At 32.5% G+C, this 19,681-nt stretch carries 12 protein-coding genes; all 12 read right to left on the bottom strand.

Translation table 11 applies throughout. From position 1 onward, the window contains the following. Positions 1-137: 137 nt before the first annotated feature. The 12 genes from IW20_RS08820 to miaE all read right to left on the bottom strand — a co-directional run bounded on the left by IW20_RS08820 (position 138) and on the right by miaE (position 19,563). Entirely contained in the window at positions 138-920 is a 783-nt protein-coding gene (locus IW20_RS08820; protein WP_035621009.1) for a glycerophosphodiester phosphodiesterase family protein, read from the bottom strand. Between the two features lie 332 nt (positions 921-1,252). Then, positions 1,253-3,553 carry a beta-glucosidase BglX gene (gene bglX / locus IW20_RS08815; protein ID WP_035621007.1) on the bottom strand — a complete coding sequence of 767 codons (2,301 nt, stop codon included), beginning with the start codon at positions 3,551-3,553 and terminating at the stop codon, positions 1,253-1,255. A 10-nt stretch (positions 3,554-3,563) separates the two neighbouring features. Then, complete coding sequence (locus IW20_RS08810) at positions 3,564-4,265, bottom strand: carboxylesterase family protein (protein ID WP_035621005.1); 702 nt, start codon at positions 4,263-4,265, stop codon at positions 3,564-3,566. Positions 4,266-4,280: 15 nt separating this feature from the next. Beyond that, positions 4,281-5,654, bottom strand: coding sequence for a glucoamylase family protein (locus IW20_RS08805; RefSeq protein ID WP_035621003.1), 1,374 nt, complete (start codon positions 5,652-5,654; stop codon positions 4,281-4,283). A 68-nt stretch (positions 5,655-5,722) separates the two neighbouring features. Beyond that, positions 5,723-7,204: a RagB/SusD family nutrient uptake outer membrane protein gene (locus tag IW20_RS08800; protein ID WP_035621001.1), complete on the bottom strand. Its 1,482-nt coding sequence runs from the start codon at positions 7,202-7,204 to the stop codon at positions 5,723-5,725. A gap of 4 nt (positions 7,205-7,208) precedes the next feature. Next, positions 7,209-10,205, bottom strand: a complete 2,997-nt coding sequence (locus IW20_RS08795; protein ID WP_035620999.1) for a SusC/RagA family TonB-linked outer membrane protein — start codon at positions 10,203-10,205, stop codon at positions 7,209-7,211. 243 nt (positions 10,206-10,448) lie between these two features. Beyond that, positions 10,449-13,193: a helix-turn-helix and ligand-binding sensor domain-containing protein gene (locus IW20_RS08790; protein ID WP_035621017.1), complete on the bottom strand. Its 2,745-nt coding sequence runs from the start codon at positions 13,191-13,193 to the stop codon at positions 10,449-10,451. Positions 13,194-13,294: 101 nt separating this feature from the next. Next, positions 13,295-14,494, bottom strand: a complete 1,200-nt coding sequence (locus IW20_RS08785; protein ID WP_035620997.1) for an acetate/propionate family kinase — start codon at positions 14,492-14,494, stop codon at positions 13,295-13,297. Positions 14,495-14,587: 93 nt separating this feature from the next. Beyond that, entirely contained in the window at positions 14,588-16,681 is a 2,094-nt protein-coding gene (gene pta / locus IW20_RS08780) for a phosphate acetyltransferase (RefSeq protein WP_035620995.1), read from the bottom strand. Between the two features lie 226 nt (positions 16,682-16,907). Beyond that, entirely contained in the window at positions 16,908-17,978 is a 1,071-nt protein-coding gene (gene corA / locus IW20_RS08775; protein ID WP_035620993.1) for a magnesium/cobalt transporter CorA, read from the bottom strand. A gap of 120 nt (positions 17,979-18,098) precedes the next feature. Further along, positions 18,099-18,596, bottom strand: coding sequence for a GNAT family N-acetyltransferase (locus tag IW20_RS08770; RefSeq protein WP_035620991.1), 498 nt, complete (start codon positions 18,594-18,596; stop codon positions 18,099-18,101). 373 nt (positions 18,597-18,969) lie between these two features. Continuing rightward, entirely contained in the window at positions 18,970-19,563 is a 594-nt protein-coding gene (miaE, locus tag IW20_RS08765; protein WP_035620990.1) for a tRNA-(ms[2]io[6]A)-hydroxylase, read from the bottom strand. Positions 19,564-19,681: the final 118 nt, after the last annotated feature.

The following is a 19,681-nucleotide window of genomic DNA, read 5'->3' as shown; positions in this document are numbered from 1 at the left end:
AAAAAGAAATACATTTCTTTCACATAGCTAGAACTCTGTACTTTTTAAATAAGTGAAACGCTTATTATCAATGTACAAAATCTATGTTTCTATGTGTTAAATTTGACTATCCCAATGAATTAGAATCTTATAAAAATCTATTTTTTAATCTTAATTCTTTCACTTAATAACTCTGGCTCGTTGGTTGTTATATAATTAAAATTATTCTCGATAATCCAATCCATATCACTGACATCATTAACTGTCCAAACGTTTAAAGTAATGTTATTATCTTTTGCTTCTTTTATCCAATCTGGATGTTTTTTAAAAACAGAATAATGATAATCTACACCCGTAATCTTATCTAGTTTTACCTCTTTTGGTGATTTATTACCTTCTAGATATTGCAAAGTAGTTTTGGCATCGACTTCGCGAATTTGTTTCAAGATGTCGTAATCAAAACTGATATATGTGGTTATTTTTTCAGCTTTGAGTTTCTTTACTGTTTCCACAACCTTCAATGCAATTTTTTTCCCTCTTTCCTTACTTACTCCCGAAGGTTTAATTTCGCAAACTAAAGTTGTGTGTTTATTGTTTTTTTGCCCTTCCAGAATATACTCTCGTAAGGTTGGCAATTTTTCTCCGTTAGAAAGTTTAAACTTTATTAAATCAGCATATTTTGTTTCTTCTACAATTAGTTTGTTATAATGTGGGTCGTGATTTATAACAAGCGAATCATCGACTGTCATGACTACATCAAATTCTGATCCTACCGCTTTTAAATCGATAGCATGCCTAAGTGCGGCTATAGAGTTTTCTGGTAAATTGTTTTTTTTCCAAGCTCCTCGATGTGCAACAATTCCGTTTTTTGTGACATTACAAGAAGTGAAAACAAATATTGTTAGCATAAGAGATGCACTAAATATTTTACTAGCATTCATTGTATAGAATTTTAAGGTTTAAAATAGTTAATAGGTAGCGCGTTTGCTTAAAACTACGCCATTTTAATATGTTTGTTTTATTTGTTTGAAAAGGAAGATATCTTTAATACTTTGCAAATAAATCTCTCGCAAAGACGCAAAGTCGCAAAGTTTTTACATGATTTCATTGTTACTTTTCGAGAAAAGTTTTAATCACAACTTATCTAAAAAACTTAATGATATTTAGCTTGACAAAAAATATACATTCCTTTTATCATTAAACTTTGAGTTAAAAAAAAGGCCCTTCGAAACCAATAACGAAGGGCCAAACACGAATCAATCAAACCAACCAATTACTTGATTAACTCAAAACTAACTTTCTTATCTGCATTTGAGTCAGTTCCAACAAATATGTCGAATTGTCCTGGCTCTGCAATAAATTTTAAATCCGAATTGTAGAATTTCAAATCTTCAACAGTGATTTCAAAATTTACAGTTCTTTTTTCTCCTTTTTTAAGATCAATTTTTTGGAATCCTTTAAGTTCTCTTACTGGTCTTGTAACAGATCCTACTAAATCTCTTATGTATAACTGAACTACTTCTTTACCATCATAATTTCCTGTATTTGTAACATCTACAGTAACATTTAGTTTTCCTGTGAAGTTCATTTTATCAGATGAAATTTTTAAGTTTGAATAGTCAAAAGTTGTATAACTTAATCCGTAACCAAAAGCATATAAAGGCTCGTTTCTTTCGTCAATAAAGTTTGATCTGAATTTTTCAAATTTTCCTTCTTTGTTTAAAAGTGGTCTACCTGTATTTTTTTGGTTATAATAAATAGGCACTTGACCTACGCTTCTTGGGAATGTAGATGTTAATTTTCCTGAAGGATTTTCATCCCCAAACAAAACATCTGCAATTGCATGTCCTGCTTCACTTCCTGCAAACCAAACATTAAGAATCGCCGGAACAGTTTCGCTTTCTTCTTTTATTACTAACGGACGACCATCAAATAAAACTACAACAACTGGTTTTCCTGTTTTTAATAATGCTTGTAATAAATCTTTTTGTGCTTGTGGAATTTCTAAGTTAGTTCTACTACTACTTTCTCCGCTCATCTCAGCAGATTCACCGATTGCCGCAACAATTACATCCGATTGTGAAGCAACTTTTAAAGCTTCTGCAAGCAATTCTTCTTTAGTTCTATTATCACGGTGTAATGTTTTACCAAACATTGTTGCTTTCTCTTCAAATGCAGCATCGTAATCAAGGTTACTTCCTTTTGCATAAAGCACGTTTGTTGATTTTCCTGCAACATCTTTAATCCCTGCTAATAATGAAATAGCCGTTTTCATATTTGTAGCAACACTCCAAGTACCTGGCATATTTTCTTTGGCATCAGCCAATGGCCCTATTACTGCAATTGTTCCTGATTTTTTTAATGGCAATAATTGATTTTCATTTTTTAATAAAACCAATGATTGTGAAGATATTTTTCTAGCTTCAGCTCTATGGCTTGCTGTAAAAATCTCAGTTTTAGCTCTTTTTGGATCACAATATTTATAAGGATCTTCAAACAATCCTAAATCGTATTTAGCTTCAAGAATAAGACGTACTGCATTGTCTAATTGTTCTATGCTTACTTTATTCTCTGCCAATGATTTTTTTAATGTAGTAAGGAATCCTTCTCCTACCATATCCATCTCTACTCCTGCGTTTAAAGCCAATGCTGATACGGTTTGTAAATCTCCCATTCCGTGATCGATCATTTCAGGAATTCCTGTGTAATCTGTAACTACAAATCCTTTAAATCCCCATTCTTTTCTTAAAACATCAGTCATTAACCATTTGTTTCCAGTTGCTGGAACTCCGTCAATTTCATTGAAAGATGCCATAACTGATCCTACACCTGCATCAATAGCTGCTTTATATGGTGGAAAATATTCGTTATACATTCTTATTTTACTCATATCTACCGTGTTGTAATCACGTCCTGCTTCTGGTGCACCATATAAAGCAAAATGTTTTACACATGATAAAATCGTATTGTTTTTAGAAAGATCGTGTTGTTGGTATCCGTTAACCATTGCTTTTGCAATTTCACTTCCTAAATATGGATCCTCTCCTGAACCTTCAGAAACTCTACCCCAACGTGGGTCACGAGAAATATCTACCATAGGTGAGAATGTCCAGTTAATACCATCGGCACTAGCTTCTTGCGCAGCAATTTGAGCACTTCTCTCTATCGCTTTCATATCCCAAATACAAGATAATCCAAGCGGAATTGGGAATGTAGTTTCATAACCATGGATAACATCCATACCAAAAAGTAATGGAATTTTCAATCGGCTTTTTTCAACTGCAATCTTTTGTACTTCTTTTATTTTTTGAACTGATTTAATATTGAATAGACCTCCTACTTTACCTTCTTCAATATTTTTAGCAACATTAGAACTATTAGCCTGACCCGTTGTTATATCTCCCGAAGTAGGTAAATTTAGCTGTCCGATTTTTTCATCTACTGTCATTTTAGACATCAACTCGGAAACGAACTCTGATCTTGGCTTAATTTTTACAGTTTTTTTGGCTTCTTTTTTTTGAGCATAACTCAAAAAAGTACATCCTAAAAAGAGTATTACTAATTTGTTTTTCATTCTATGGGTTTTATTTATTTCTTATTTGTTTAAACATCCAGTCATAAATTTCCTGGTTGTCATATACTCTTGACCAACTGTCATGACCTGCGTCATCAAAAATGGTCAACTCTACATTGCTATTACATTTTTTTAATTCTTTATAAATTGTAATCGCATAATCTATATTCACGACATCATCCATTAATCCATGGAAAATTCGTGTTGGAATCTTTGCTATTTTACAGGTTTGTTCTAATTGTATTAAATCTACAAATCCCGAAATAGGAACTATTGCTGCAAACATATCCGGATGTGCAAAAGCTAGATTCCATGTTCCCCAACCTCCCAGGCTTAATCCTGTAACATAAATTCTATCGGAATCAATGTTGTTTTCTTTCTGGATTTTTAATATCAATCGATATAAAACTTCTGCATCCCATTCTTCATTCTCCGGGCATTGTGGAGCTAGAACGTAAGCGTCGAGTTTGTGCTCTTTTAAATACTTAAACGGACCGTGAATTTTTACTTTTTCTATATCGGTTCCTTTTTCGCCAGAACCATGAAGAAAAATTAGCAATGGTTTCTTCTCTTTTATACCCGCTGGAATATGCAATGCGTACCCTAGTTCATGCTTTTGAATGATTTCGGTTTTGATTTTCCCATTTACAGTTGTTTGAGCAAAAGAAATGAACGAAAATAATAGAGCTACTACTGCTAATTTATACTTCATATTAAAACTGTTTTTTTAGAATCCGTATTTACCTGAGTGAAAACCTAACCCAATCAATCCTTGTTTAACTTCTGGAGCATTCATAAATAATTTCCATAATAAACCTGAACGATAGTTCTCTAGCATAACTACTTCTGGACCTTGGTCTATCGCCAAATAGCGTTGAGTTGTCCAGCCGTATTGTAAGCTACTAGCATCATAAAATCCTGCTACTCCCCAAGTATCTTTTTTATGATTTTCGTATAAATTACGCATCACTGCAATAGATTCTTTTGGTGTATAAACAATTGAGCTAATTGCTGCTGTTGGCGCAATAACTCCTACATCATTACTTGGCATGTGTGCATTGTAACCTGTAGTTCCGTCAGGATTTCTAGAATAAGATGCTGTTAATCCCCAATAATCAGAACCGTATCCTTTAAATTTCTTAGGATTCTCTATACAATACTCATAATCGATTTTAACGTGATTTACGTTCAGATCCCAATAGTTTGCGTACTTATCAGTTAATTGATTTGGATCAAGTCCAACATACGAATAATGTGCCCAGAATAAAGGACCTCCAAACTCTTCTGCTCCATTGTGTTTTAGAATTAGGGGAATATTATATTTGGTTTTATCCGTAACTATTCCCCCATTTCTTGCCCAACCTTCGTGGTATTCTTTCGGCGTGATTGGGTGTGTTGGCGAAGCTGCCGCCAGTATGTAAGTAATTAAACATTCGTTATATCCTTCTAAAGGAAAATTCATTTGCCAGTCGTAAGTAGGCGACCAGTGCCAATACAAGAAATTCTTGTTATTGGTATACCATTTCCAGTCTACACCTTTCCAAAGTGCGTCATATTTTTGGGCAACCGCTTTTTCGGCATCTGAACCATTTTTTAAGTATTCTCGAACAGTAATCATTCCGCTAACTAAAAATGAAGTTTCTACTAAATCCCCTCCATTATCTTTAGTTCCAAATGGTTTTACTTTTCCTGTATTTCCGTCAATCCAATGTGACCAAGCTCCGTGAAAACGGTCGGCTTTGTCTAGGAAATCAGCTATTTTATTAAGTCTCTCAACACCTTCTTTTTTTGTAATGTAACCTCTAGACATTCCAGATACAATCGCCATTAACCCAAAACCAGAACCTCCGGTCGTAACAACATTAGCATCATTTTCGGGATAAACCCCATCAGGATGATAACGCTCTCTCGCCAATCCTGAGTTTGGTTCAGCATAGTCCCAGAAATACTTAAAAGTTTGTTTTTGCACTACATCCATAAGCTCTTCATCCGATAGTTTTGCAACTGTGAGAGCTACTGTTGCTTTTTCTTTTGAATTGTTGGCAGTAGAACCACATCCAAAAAAAACAAAAGACACCAATAAAACTGAAATTCTAATCATTATAAAAATTTATGCAATTAATAAATATCACTTCCTCCATACTATGAAGGAAGTGATTATTTGGTATTTTAGTAACCAGGGTTTTGATCTGAGTATCCTACAGATTCTCTTATGAAAGTTGTTGGAAGTGGAAACAATTCGTGTCTACCAACAATAAAAGTTTTTCCGTTAGGGAAAGCAGGGCTTACGTCTGCTTTCATTGCAGCTTCAGCTTGACCAGTTCTAATGATATCAAACCATCTGTCGTGTTCAAAAGCTAATTCTACTCTTCTTTCTTTCCAGATTGCTTTTCTTACATCATCTTGAGATGAAAAAGGTGTATCTCCTAATCCAGCTCTTTTACGAACTTGATTTAAGAAAGGAACAGCTGCTGACGTTTGTCCTAATTCATTTAAAGCTTCCGCTTTCATTAACAATACTTCAGCATATCTTAAATATCTAAGATTTGTATCTGAAAATTCTTGATTAGAATAAGCAGATGAATATGCTTTATAATTATACATTGCATTAGCAACTGTTGATGGAACTGGTGTACCATCATATAAAACTGACCCTCTAAAAATAATGGTAGCTGCTCTTCTAACATCTCCTGCTTCATATGCATTTGCAAGTCCTACTGTTGGTGTGTTAAATCCCCAACCCCAACCTCCAGCTCCACGAGGTGCTTGAGAGACTGAGTAATTTGCAATTCCAAATCCTGGAGAAGAAGTAGAACCTACTCCATTAATTTCAAAAATAGATTCAGGACCAAATTCTCCTTCTAATTTATACATTGAAGCATAATCTGAAACTAGAACATATCCAGTTACTTTATCACAATTGTCAATTACTTTTTGCCAATTTTTTTGATATAAATTAACTTTTGCTAGTAAAGCATATGCAGCTCCTTTAGAAACTCTCATTCTATCAGCACCTGAATAAGCTGATTTTTCAGGTAAATTAGCTATTGCATCATTTAAATCTTTTTCTATAAAAGCATAAACTTCTGCAGTAGATTTACGCGTTAATTGCATTTTTCTGTCCTCTTCTGTAATTGGAACATTTGCTAAACGATCTACAATAGGAACTCCACCATATCCTTTTACTAAAGTAAAATACATAAAAGCTCTCATAAACTTAGCTTCTCCCTCTAATCTCACTTTTAAACTAGGTGTTACCTTGTCTAATCTAGGAAACATTGCCAATGCCTGATTGCATCTGTTTATTCCTGCATAATTAGACTCCCAAGTAGATTGAAATGATGGAGTTGAAGCATTATAAGTTAAAGCATCAATGATATCTTTATCAGCACCAGCATCACTAGGATCTGAACCTTTATCAGCATCGTCTGAAATGATACTTGTAACTGCATTCCATCCAAAAGAAGACATGTCCCAGTTTAAGAACTGATTGTAAATTGCGGTTACAAATCCTGAAGCTCCTTCATCACTATTCACCAACGCTGGATCAGCCGGAACAGCTTGAGTTGGGTCTACATCTAAAAACTCATTTGAACATCCAGAAAAGAATAGTCCTGAAAGTACAAATACTGATATATATAATCTTTTCATAATATTAAAATTTTAAATTAGCACCTATAACAAATGATCTCAATGATGGGTAAGCATCTAGCTCAACTCCCTGAGTACCTTCAACTAACTTACCATCACCTGTGATATCAGGTGAGAATCCTGAGAATTTTTGTGTGATGAATGGATTAATTGCATTTACATATATTCTACAAAAGCTAATAAACTGATCTTCTTTAAGAGGAAGTTTGTATCCTACAGTAATGTTATTAATTCTGAAAAAATCTGCAGATTCTAAATAAAAAGTTGAAGCGACAGGAGTTGTATTAAAAGGAAAAGGAGTTGAAGCTGTTCCGTAATTAGAAGCTAAAGATGCTTCTACATTTTCTCCTCCAAAACGTTGTGCTTTTTTACCATTGTACACTTTTGCTCCTCCTGTTCCGTAACCATCAACAGAAAAATCGAAGTTTTTGTAGTTTGCTCCTAAAGTAATTCCATAAGTAGAAGTTGGTAAAAGTGAACCTACATACCTTTTATCATTTAATTCATCTAACTCTCCTTGAACTACTTTCTTTCCATTTGCTTTGTAGTACAACATATCTCCACTATCTGGATCTACACCTGCATATTTATACATATAAAAACTACCTAATGGCTGTCCTATAGCAGTATTATCAAGTAATTTAACATTTTGCCCGTTTGATAAACTACCACCAATTACAGGAGATAATTGAACATTTTTAAGACTAGTAAGTTCATTTTTATTATAAGAATAGTTACCTCCTATCCAGTAGCTAAAATTGTCGTTTATTCTATCATCCCAACGTAATGCTACTTCATATCCTTTATTAGATACCTCCCCAACGTGTGCAGGTGTAGGTACTGTAATTCCTGAAGCTGAATATGGCTTAACATTCAAAATTGTATTTGTTGTATTTTTGCTATACGCATCAAAAGATCCTTTTAATCTATTGTTCAATAATTCAAAATCAAAACCTCCTGAAAGTTCCTCTACAATCTCCCAACCTAAACTAGGGTCAATTTGAGAATTGATCGTTGTACCTGAACCAAAACCTGGGTAATCTACTCCTGAAGTTAATATTTGAGTATTAAGCGGTACATTTTGATTTCCTAGTCTACCCCAAGAACCTCTTAATTTTAATAAGTCTAACCCTTTAATATCTGCTAAGAAGCTTTCTTTTGTCATAATCCATCCTAAACCAACTGATGGAAATGTTCCCCAACGCTGATCTTTAGCAAATTGTGATGAACCGTCACGTCTTACTGTACCTGTAAGTAAGTATCTATCCATTAATTTATATTGGAAACGACCGAAATAAGATGCTAATCTTCTTTGATTAAGTGCTTCATCTTTGTAACCTGTTACTGAACCAGCAACATTAACATTTTCTAAAGACCAGTAATTAGAATCTGGATATACGTTCTTTCTATCAATAGTTAATTTTTGTCTGGTACCATTTACATTAGATTCCATACCTACTGTAACTTCAATATCATGAATATCTCCAAAAACTTTATTATAAGTTAAGTAGTTAGATAAATTCCAATTGAAATATTCGTCTCTACCTCTTGTTAACGTATTTATATTTAAATTTTTAGGATAATCTCCCTGTATACGTGTAGGATCTGCTGCTAACCAAAGAGCAACGTTATCTACATAATTATACTGTTTGTAAGTGTAATACTCAGCATTAAATTGTGAGGTAAACTTTAATGATTTACTAATTTCATAATCTAATTTTAACCCTCCTTGTAAAATCACACTTTGCTGTTGTTCATCTGTATAATCTAACTGAGCTACTGGATTTCCTACATTGTTAAACGATTTTGTTCCGTTTTCAGAAACGATTCCTGTTGCCTCATCTACAAATGGCACACCATATTTTCCGTTAGCGAAACGTACAGGAACTAATGGAGATTGTCTATAAGCTGCAGAAAATGCACCTAAAGGCATTGGTCTGTTTTTTATACTAGTTACACTTAAATTTTGAGATAATTTAAGCCTGTCCGAAATTTTAAACTCATTATTATTTCTAATAGTTGTACGTCCGTAATCAGATCCATTTAAAATTCCTTTTTCTTCATAGTTACCTACACTAAAAAAGTATTTAACCGTTTCTGTAGCTCCAGAAATAGCAAGATTGTTCTGAGAATAAGTTCCCGTTCTTGTTATTTCATCCATCCAATTTGTATTATATGGCTGATTTGCGGCAAATCTACCTTTTGGAAAATCATCAAAAGCTGCTAAGTTATTATAACTAATGTATTGATCACTATTAGCCATTTTTACTTTTTTCAAAGGAGTTCTAAAACCTGTAAAACTCTCCAATTCAACAGTAAGTTTTCCTTTTCCTGATTTGGTTGTAATCATAATTACACCATTTGCTCCTCTTGTTCCGTAGATTGCTAGTGCAGAAGCATCTTTTAAGATTTCATACGAAGTAATATCATTAGCATTAATGTTATTGATATTCTCTGTAGGCATACCATCTACTACATATAAAGGGTTTCTTCCTCCTAATGCAGTACCAGCTCCTCTAATTACTATAGAAGGCGTGCTACCTGGAGCATCAGAAGATGATACCTGAACCCCTGCAGCTTTACCTTGTATTGCCTGAGAAGCGTTCATTACTTTCATTCTAGTGATTTCTTCTGGCTTAATTGAGTTTACTGCCGAAGTATTATCTATTTTCTTTCTTGTTCCGTATCCTATAACTACAACTTCTTTTAAAGCCGTATCTTCTGATTCTTTTAAAACAATACTCATAGGAGTTGAAGTTGCTTTAATAGTCGAAGCTTCAAAACCAACCATGCTAATTTTTAATGTCTCGCCTACTTTGGCTTTAATTTCAAAATTACCATCAAAATCTGTGTCTGTGGAAGTTCTAGATTCTGTGGCAACGACCATTGTCCCTGGAATTGCCATACCCTGTGAATCCAAAACCTTACCTTTAATTACTTGGCCAGACATATATGCTGGAAGTAGAATGAGCGCTAATAAGCTAAAAATAAGATTTCTCATATATTAATAAATTGTTAAAGTTAGTTTGTCAAACTTAGATAATTACAACGTTATAGTACGTTAAATAGAAATACTACATGACTACATCAAAACAGTCAAATAAGACATTAAGTTAATGATTTTTAATAAATTACAAATACATAAAAACACCATTCTACATCAATATGATGTAGTAATGATGTGTTGTTATTTGATAAAATTTGAAGTTAAATAATATATTATCTCTAAAAAAACAGGGCGTTTTTATATATTTAATAGAAAATTAGAGAGGTTTTCGTCTTGTACAAGGTTCAATTTCTTTCTTAATCGATAACGATGTAGTTCTACACCTCTAAATGAGATGTTCATTAAAGGTGCAATCTCTTTTGAAGAGAGATTCATTTTTAAGTAAATGCAAAGCTTAATATCCTTTGAAGTCAGGTTAGGAAATTTTTGCGAAAGCGCCGTAATAAATTCGTTGTGTATCTGATTCAGGTTATTTTCAAAAGTTTCCCACTCATGTTTATTTACAGCATTAATTTTAATCGCTTTCTTAATTTCACTTTTAAGTTTATTAAAATCTGCTTCAGAATCCAGAATGCCTTGTATCTTTTCAATCATTTCGCTTTGCTTAGCAATAGAAAGAGATTTACCTGCTACCTCTGATGATTTGGTTTGCAATTCGAGTTCAAGAATATGTTTTTGATACTCTTGACTATTTAAATCATTCTCAGCTTTCAATTCCACTTCTAGAATTTCCTTTTGATGTCTTAATTCTTCTTCTCTTAATTCTAGCTTTTGCAAATAACGTATATTATTCCATTTATAATAGATATACAAAACACCTGCGATAATAGATAAATACAACAAAAGCATCCAACCAGAAAGATACCACGGTTTTGCAACTACAAACTCAAAATTTGTAATCTTACTATAACTTAAACCGTCATGATTAAATATTTCGACATCATGAGATCCACTATGTAAATTGTTTAAAACAATTAAACCATCTTTTATTGTTCTGAAATTATTCTCTCCATTAATTTTATAAGACAAATTTGGTTTTGAAGCTCCAAAAATTCCTGAGATTACATTTATCTTCAATTCGGTATTATAATTTATACTCGAATTATTCTTAATTAAATTCTCTTCATTAAATGCCTCTACCTCTAAATTTAATTTTTCTTTATTGATGTCTTTTAACTGAAAGGAAATAAAACCATCATCCAGATTTAATAAATAGTTATTGTTATTTTTAAAAATATTTAAGTTGTCATTGATGATTTTCCCCTTGTAATATTTCTCCTGAATACTATTCCAAATAAACTTATTGCCATTTGCATAAATGTGATATAAAAATCCGTCTTGTAGTAATATAAAATGGCTCTCATCAATAGCAGCTACATCGGAGACATTACTGAAATTAGAATTAAAAAGTTCGTTCTTTTCTAATTGATTGGCAATTGAATTATAGGTATACCACGTTTTATTTATTAAAAAGAGAATTTCTTTTCTAAACTCAAATATTTTTACACCAAAATCATTTGTAATTTTACTGTGTTGCGTAACGTTTTCAACCTTTTTTGTCTCATAATCGTCACTATATAAAATTCTATACAAACCTCTATAATTATCGGCTGCCCAAACTTCGTTTCTTTTGTTTTGAGCTACATATTTTATAGGTTTTTTTAATCCCTTTAAGATTATCTTTTCGTCGAGATTATTAATGTCTTTATATACAACAACCCCGCTATAGGTTGCCTGAAAATAACAATTTCCAATATTACTTTTGGTTAAATTCCAACCACCATTTGTTGTGTTTAATTTAGAGAATTGTCCGTTTTCATACAAAAATGTTCCCTCGTTATGCCCAATAAAGTATTTAGATCCGACCTTACTTATATTCCAAGCCTGACCTTGACTATTAGGAATCAATGAAAGCTTTTTATCTGCATATTTAAAAACACCATGGTTAGATGCCATTAAATATCCTTTTTCGATATTTACAACAGAATATACCGATCCCAAAACTCCCGAATTATCATAGAAAATAGATACTGGCGAAGTAACTTCAATATGTGCAATTCCGTTATCAAGCCCTAACCATAAATCATTTTCTTTATCCAATCCTATACTTAAAATAGAATTGTTCATCAATACATTTTTTCGATTGATGTTTTTAAAAGAATTATCATTAAAATCAAACATATAAACTCCATCACCTGCTGTACCAATTATAAGTTTGTTATTTTTTAAAAATCGGGCAACATTTATATTGGCAGTTTTTAAGATTCCGTTTAATGGATTATCCCAAGCAATTAAACTTCCATTATTCTCTACGAAAATTCCGTTTTTATGTGTAAAAATGTATGTTTTGTTCTTATACTTTTCGATGGCATGAATTACATTGTTTTTTAAGGTATTCCATCCTTTTACGGGGCTTAACTTATCACCTTTTAAAACATAAACACCATGTTCTACAGAGGCTACAAGCAACTGATTATTGATAACAAAACAATAGGATATTAAAAAAGGTAATTTGGTTTTCTTGATTTTTTTACCATCATAAGCAAAAACCTGATTGAATGATTGAAAGTATATGATGTCATTAAATTTAAAAATCTTCCATACTTCTTCATTCTCATTTTCATCAAATACACTCCTGTTTTTAGAAATAGAAACATATTTCATTTTTCCATCTTCTCTATACCAATAACCAAATTCTTTATAAGAACCTGAATAAATCTTATCGCCATCGACCATAATCGAGCGAATGATAGTCTTGTTTGGCAAGGTATATTTCTCCCAAACTACTCCATTGTAACGCACCAAATAATGATTATTTGCAAAATACATTGCGTTATCATTTCCTTGTGCAACACTCCATATCTGATTATCTCCTTCGTAATTGGATTTATTATAGTTTTCGACAAAAGGAAGAAGTTCTTGAGTATGAACCTGTAACGTTATAAAAATAAAGAAAAGTGACTTAAGAAGATTTGATTTCAAAACATTGGTATTTATCATCAAATATAATCACATTTATTCAATTTTTCATATAAAAAAAGCCTCTCAGAGAGAAGCCTTTTTCATAAAATAATCTGTTATATCTAGTTTTTAAGCAAATGATGCACTTGATTTGCAATTTCAAATTCTTCGTCTGTTGGGATTACCAAAATTTTAGTTCTAGATGCTTCTGTATTAATTTCACGATTAGATTTAGAACGAATTTGATTTTTCTCATTATCTAATTCAATTCCGAAAAAATCCATATCGGCACAAACTAATTTTCGCATATAAGATGAGTTTTCCCCAATTCCTGCGGTAAAAACAATAGCATCTAAACCATTTAAAACGGCGGTATAAGTACCTATATATTTTTTTATTCTATAAGCATTCATTGCTAGTGCCAATTGGCATTCTTTGTTACCGCTTTCTGCCTGAGCTTCTATATCTCTTAAATCACTATAACCTGTAAGACCAAGCATTCCGCTTTGTTTTTGGAGTATGATGTTAATTTCATCTAATGAATAATTTAAGGTGTTTTTCATATAGAAAATTATCGATTGGTCGATATCTCCACATCTTGTCCCCATGATTAACCCATTAGCAGGTGCAAATCCCATTGTGTGATCTATACTTTTACCATCTTTAACCGCTGTCATACTACAACCATTACCCAAATGTATTGTAATGATGTTTTTACCCTTAGAATCTGTATGTTTCTTTAAATATTTAATAGCGTTCTCTGAGACATATTTATGACTTGTTCCATGAAAACCATACATACGTATTTTATTCTCGGTTAAAAGCTTGTCTGGAATAGCATATTTGTGTGCTACAACTGGTATTGTTTGATGAAAAGCAGTATCAAAAACCGCAATTTGTTCAGCTGTATCAAAAATCTCTTCGGCAACATTTATTCCTTCAAGATTTGCAGGATTGTGTAATGGTGCCAACTCAAAAAGTTGCTTGATTTTGGCTTTTATTTTCTCATCAATCTTAACTGTTTTGGTAAACTCACTTCCGCCATGAACCACACGATGTCCTACAGCGTTAATCTCAGAAGTACTTTTTATAACGCCTGTTTCTTCGTTTAAAAGTAAATTGGCAACCTTTTGCAATCCTATTTTATGCGTTGCAATTGGTAAGTTTTCTTCAAAAGAAACATCTTTAGTTTTGTATGTTACATTCGAACTTTCAAGACCAATTCTGTCAATCATACCAGAACAAATTACTTCGTTTGCTGGCATTTTCATTAATTGATACTTTATAGAAGAACTTCCTGAATTTAAAATTAATATTTTCATTGTTATTTTTTTAGGTGCTAAGGCACTACGTTTCTAAGTTACTGAGTTCTTTTTTTTATAGACTCAATTTTTTAATTCCAGATTTTTAATAAGTTACAGTCCTTGTGCCTGAATTGCAGTAATAACAACTGTATTTATAATATCATCTACTGTACAACCACGGCTTAAATCATTTACAGGCTTATTTAATCCTTGCAACATTGGTCCGATTGCCAATGCTCCTGTTTCCCTTTGCACCGCTTTATACGTATTGTTTCCTGTATTTAAATCAGGAAAAATAAGTACGCTTGCTTGTCCTGCAACTTCTGAATCTGGCATTTTACTTTTCCCAACGCTTCTATCTACAGCCGCATCATACTGAATTGGCCCTTCAATTTTTAAGTCAGGACGTTTACGCTTAACAATTTCGGTTGCAGCTCTTACTTTCTCTACCTCATCTCCTTTACCAGATGTTCCTGATGAATACGATAACATGGCTATTTTTGGTTCTATACCAAAGGCTGCACTAGAATCTGCGGATGAAATAGCAATTTCTGCCAATTGTTCAGCAGTAGGATTAGGATTTATCGCACAATCTCCAAATACCGAAACACGGTCTTCTAAACACATAAAAAATACCGATGAAACTACAGATGAGTTTGGTTTGGTTTTAATAAACTGCAAAGCTGGTAATATTGTGTGCTGAGTAGTATGTGCAGCACCAGAAACCATTCCGTCGGCGTGACCTTTGTAAACCATCATGGTTCCGAAATAAGAAACGTCTTCCATTAAATCCCTTGCCATAGTAATGGTTACGTTCTTATTTTTTCTTAGCTCATAATAGGTATTCGCATAATCTTCATAAAATGGAGATTCTATCGGGTTTATTATTTTTATTTTAGCAAAGTCAAAAGTAATTCCTAATTCGGTTACCTTACTTTCTATTTGTTTTTTCTCTCCAATTATCGAAATATCAACCACATCCATTGCCAATAATCTCGATGCAGCAATAATAATACGTTCATCACTTCCTTCTGGCAAAATAATGTGCTTACGGTGTTTTTTGGCTCTTGTTACCAAGTTATACTGGAACATTTTTGGCGTCATTCCTTCTGCCACAAACGTGATTAACCTCTCGGATAAACTATCTAAATCAACATATTTTTCGAATGTATTAATCGAAGTTTCGATTTTATGCTCATTGTTTGCATAGATTTTCGATTTAACTGCACCGATTTGATTTGTAATACTATACGTTCCTCCTTCTACAGAGATAATAGGCACAATAGGCGAAAGTCCTTCTATTAGCTTCAAGATACTCTCCTCTGGGATGATATTCCCTGTAAGTACAATTCCAGATATCGTAGGATAATTAGCTGATTCATTAGCCTGTAAAGCACCTAAAATAATATCGGCACGATCACCTGGAGTAATAACCAAACTATTTTCTTTTAAATGCACCAGATAATTATGCAATTGCATTGCTCCTACGCTAAAATGTCCTGTTTGATTATTTAAATGTGCTGCTCCAAATAAAACTTTGGCATCTAGCTCATTTACAATTTCCTGAACCGTTGGGCTGTTTAAACTTGAAATAACCGGAATAGCATTAACTAAAACACCTTCTGGCAAACTTTTTTTCAATCCCGATGTTACTAAATCAACATTCTCGATTTGAACTTTATTTGCAATTACAGCCAGAACTTCTACTTCTTTTATTTTAAATGAATTATAAACTAAAGAAAGGTTATCGACCAATTCGTCTAATGTTTTACCAATTCCTGATCCCAAAATAATGGTAGGAATTCCTAAATTTTTAGCAATCAAAACGTTTGTATCTAACTCGATTACAGTTCCTTCTCCTGTAAAACTGGTTCCTTCAACCAATACAAAATCAAAACGTTCTTCTAGACGTTTGTATTTTTCGATAATTAGGTCAAGTACTTCTCCTATTTTACCTTTATTTTTCTTCTTGATTAATTTACTTTTTGTGATAGCAAATGCATCTTCAAATTTTATATCAAGGTTAAAATGCGTGATTACAGTTTCGATATGATTATCTAACTCGCCGTCGATAAAATCCTCTACAATGGGTCTAAAATAACCTACTTTGGCAGTTTTTCCCATTAGCATGCTCATCAATCCTAAAGTAATAATCGATTTACCACTATTTTGCTCGCTTGTCGCTATATATACCGCTTTACTCATAATTTTATTATTTAAAAATATTATAAAAGTAATCTAAACCTAACTCAAGAAGTTTAAAATTTCATCCTGATATAATTAATATTCGAGTTCTAAATCCTTTTAATTTTAAAGAAACAAAACTAAAGGAATTACCTCTTGCTTCTGCTGACATTTGTCATATAAAGGATAAGATTATCCATTATTATTTTCGTCCATGTTTCTAGATACTATAAACCATTAACACTCCCTAAAACCATCGTCTTCTTTTAAAATAAATTATCAATGCAATCACCAATAAAAACATTCCAACCATAACAGAATAATATCCGTATTGATATTTAAGTTCTGGTATATTTTCAAAGTTCATCCCGTATACTCCAACTATAAATGTAAGCGGAATAAATATTGCCGAAATTATAGTCAATGTCTTCATAATTTCATTCATTTTATGGCTTTGCGCCGAAAAATAAAAATTAGAAGCACTTTCTAACGAACTCATATCCGACTCTATTTGCTCTAAAAGCTCCAAACTTTTTTGATGCAATCGGGAAAAGAAACTAAAATTCTCTTTTTCGATTCCATTAAATGTATCATCGTCTTTTATACTTTTTATATCATATAATGAATCACGGAGTGGTATTATAGAGCGTTTTAAGAAGTTGAAGTTATCACGGTGTTTTTCTATTTTTTCAAGAATAACAGGGTTTGTATCTCCTTTGGTAATATTAATCAGCTCTTCTACTTTATTCTCTTCGTCCTCGAGCGTGATATAAAAATTCTCCATCACCGCATCTAATAACAAATAGAGTAAATAATCTACTTTTTTGGTTCGTACGATTCCGGCGTGTTGCCTAATTCGTTCGCGTATGTGCGTAAAGAAATCACTTCGCTTTTCCTGAAAAGAGATTAAAACCCCGTCTTTAATAATAAAACTGATTTGCTCTACACTAATGTTATCTGAATCTTCAGAAGGTAAAAGTGATTTTATATTAAAAAACAGGATTTCTTGTTGTTCTTGTAGTTTAGTTCTCTTGGTCGTATTTAGTATATCCGCAAGCATGAATCCATCTACACCAAAATATGCTCCAATGGTTTTAATAAGTTCTATATTATTTAAACCATGAATGTTTAGCCAATTATTTTTAGTGTAATCAATACATGTGTTTATGGCTAATATATTGAAATTCTCATATTCGGTGATTTCTAAATCATCGTAAACAAAAAGTTGCATTTCCGACTGAGTGTCTTTATGCCGACCTGTATATTCTAAAGAATAGGGTTGTAGTTTTCGGCCTTTTTTGTATTTTATTTTTCTCATTCAATAAATGATTTATATAGTAATATTACAAAAAAGTTTTTTAAAACACGGCTACATTCCTAATTTTGGCATTAACAAAACAAAATCCTAACTTATTTAAGAATTAAATAAAGTAGGTTATTATTTTACTTTCTTTTCCATAATAAAGTCTTCCATTAAGTACCCGTGATCAAGCTCAATATCAGCTTCGGCTACAATTTCGAATCCCATTTTTTTATAAAAAGAAGCTGCTTTATTAAATCTATTTACGTTCAAAGTAACGATATCTGATTCTTTTTCTTTGGCTGCAGCCTCAACTGCATCAATTAATATTTTTCCCATACCTTTTCCTTGTGCTTCAGGAAGTAAATACAGTTTGTTTAAGCGTGTAGCGTTCTTATCTTGATAATTATGTTGATATCCTGCATAACCAAGACAAAAATCATCCTCGTAAACCATTGTAAAAATATGTCCGTTACGAATGCTTTCTTCTAAAAGTGCTGGTTCATAAAATTTATCCAGCATATAATCAAGTTGCTCCTGAGACAGGATTTCGCCATACGTATTTGGCCAAGTTTTAAATGCAATTTCTCTTATTGTAGGTATATCTGATGGTGATGCTATTTTAAGTGTAATCATTTTTTTAGACTGCTTAAATGGTTATTTTTTTTTAGACTTACTTAGATTGTTAGACTTCTTAGACTGCTAGACTTGCTTAGATAGTTAGACTGGCTTAGATTGTTAGACTTTATTGATAATTAGGATTGTCCTTCGACTCCGCTCAGGATGACACTAAACACTGAAACTGAATACTGAGACTGACATAGACTTCTTAGACTAGCTTAGAATTTTAGACTTTATGGATAATTAGAATTGTCCTTCGACTCCGCTCAAGATGACACTAAACACTGAAACTGAATACTGAAACTGAATACTAAGACTGAATACTAAGACTGAATACTGAGACTGAATACTGAAACTGAATACTGCCACTGAAAACTAAAAACTAACTCTACCCATGAATCGTCTCTCCTTTTCCGTAATTGGTAATGATTGATTCTTCGTAGGCAAGCCATTCTCTCCAGCGTTTTTCTACATCAATTCCTACTCCGTATTTTCTGGCATAAGTGATAAAAGTAGTATAATGTCCTGCTTCACTTTCCATTAAATCTCTATAAAAAACGGCTAATTCTTCGTCGTTTATGTTTTCAGAAAGCACTTTAAAACGTTCGCAACTTCTGGCTTCAATCATTGCCGAGAATAATAATCTTTCGACTAAGCTAGAAACACGACTTCCGTCGCCGCTTTTCTTCATATATAAATACAATTCATTTACATAATCATCTTTACGCTCACGACCAAGTTTCAATCCTCTTTTGATAATAATATTATGTACTTGCTCAAAATGGTCAATTTCTTCTTTGGCTAGAGCCAATAAATCTTTAACTAAATCTTGATGCTCTGAGTTATTTGTAATTATCGTAATAGCATTTGTTGCAGCTTTTTGTTCACACCACGCATGATCTGTCAATATCTCTTCAATATTTTTCTCAACAATATTTACCCATCTTGGATCAGTTGGCAACTGTAATCTTAATACACCCATTTTTCTTTTTGTTTAATGTTTAAAAAATGTTTAAAGTTAGGGCTGGAAGTAAAAAAGTTTAAAGTTTAAAACTTTTGCGATAACTTTCGGTATCAACAAAACCTTAAACTTTAAACCT

It is taken from the genome of Flavobacterium hydatis (assembly GCF_000737695.1).
Classification (GTDB): Bacteria; Bacteroidota; Bacteroidia; order Flavobacteriales; family Flavobacteriaceae; genus Flavobacterium; species Flavobacterium hydatis.
Note: the sequence above shows the minus strand (reverse complement) of the source record. Positions and strands in the feature narration are given on the sequence as shown.

Bases quoted from the DNA above. Each gene is read 5' to 3' on its own strand.
- IW20_RS08795 (WP_035620999.1), bottom strand. From the start codon at position 10,205: ATGAGAAATCTTATTTTTAGCTTATTAGCGCTCATTCTACTTCCAGCA.
- IW20_RS08785 (WP_035620997.1), bottom strand. From the start codon at position 14,494: ATGAAAATATTAATTTTAAATTCAGGAAGTTCTTCTATAAAGTATCAA.
- corA (WP_035620993.1), bottom strand. From the start codon at position 17,978: ATGAGAAAAATAAAATACAAAAAAGGCCGAAAACTACAACCCTATTCT.
- IW20_RS08810 (WP_035621005.1), bottom strand. From the start codon at position 4,265: ATGAAGTATAAATTAGCAGTAGTAGCTCTATTATTTTCGTTCATTTCT.
- miaE (WP_035620990.1), bottom strand. From the start codon at position 19,563: ATGGGTGTATTAAGATTACAGTTGCCAACTGATCCAAGATGGGTAAAT.
- IW20_RS08820 (WP_035621009.1), bottom strand. From the start codon at position 920: ATGAATGCTAGTAAAATATTTAGTGCATCTCTTATGCTAACAATATTT.
- IW20_RS08770 (WP_035620991.1), bottom strand. From the start codon at position 18,596: ATGATTACACTTAAAATAGCATCACCATCAGATATACCTACAATAAGA.
- IW20_RS08805 (WP_035621003.1), bottom strand. From the start codon at position 5,654: ATGATTAGAATTTCAGTTTTATTGGTGTCTTTTGTTTTTTTTGGATGT.
- IW20_RS08800 (WP_035621001.1), bottom strand. From the start codon at position 7,204: ATGAAAAGATTATATATATCAGTATTTGTACTTTCAGGACTATTCTTT.
- bglX (WP_035621007.1), bottom strand. From the start codon at position 3,553: ATGAAAAACAAATTAGTAATACTCTTTTTAGGATGTACTTTTTTGAGT.
- pta (WP_035620995.1), bottom strand. From the start codon at position 16,681: ATGAGTAAAGCGGTATATATAGCGACAAGCGAGCAAAATAGTGGTAAA.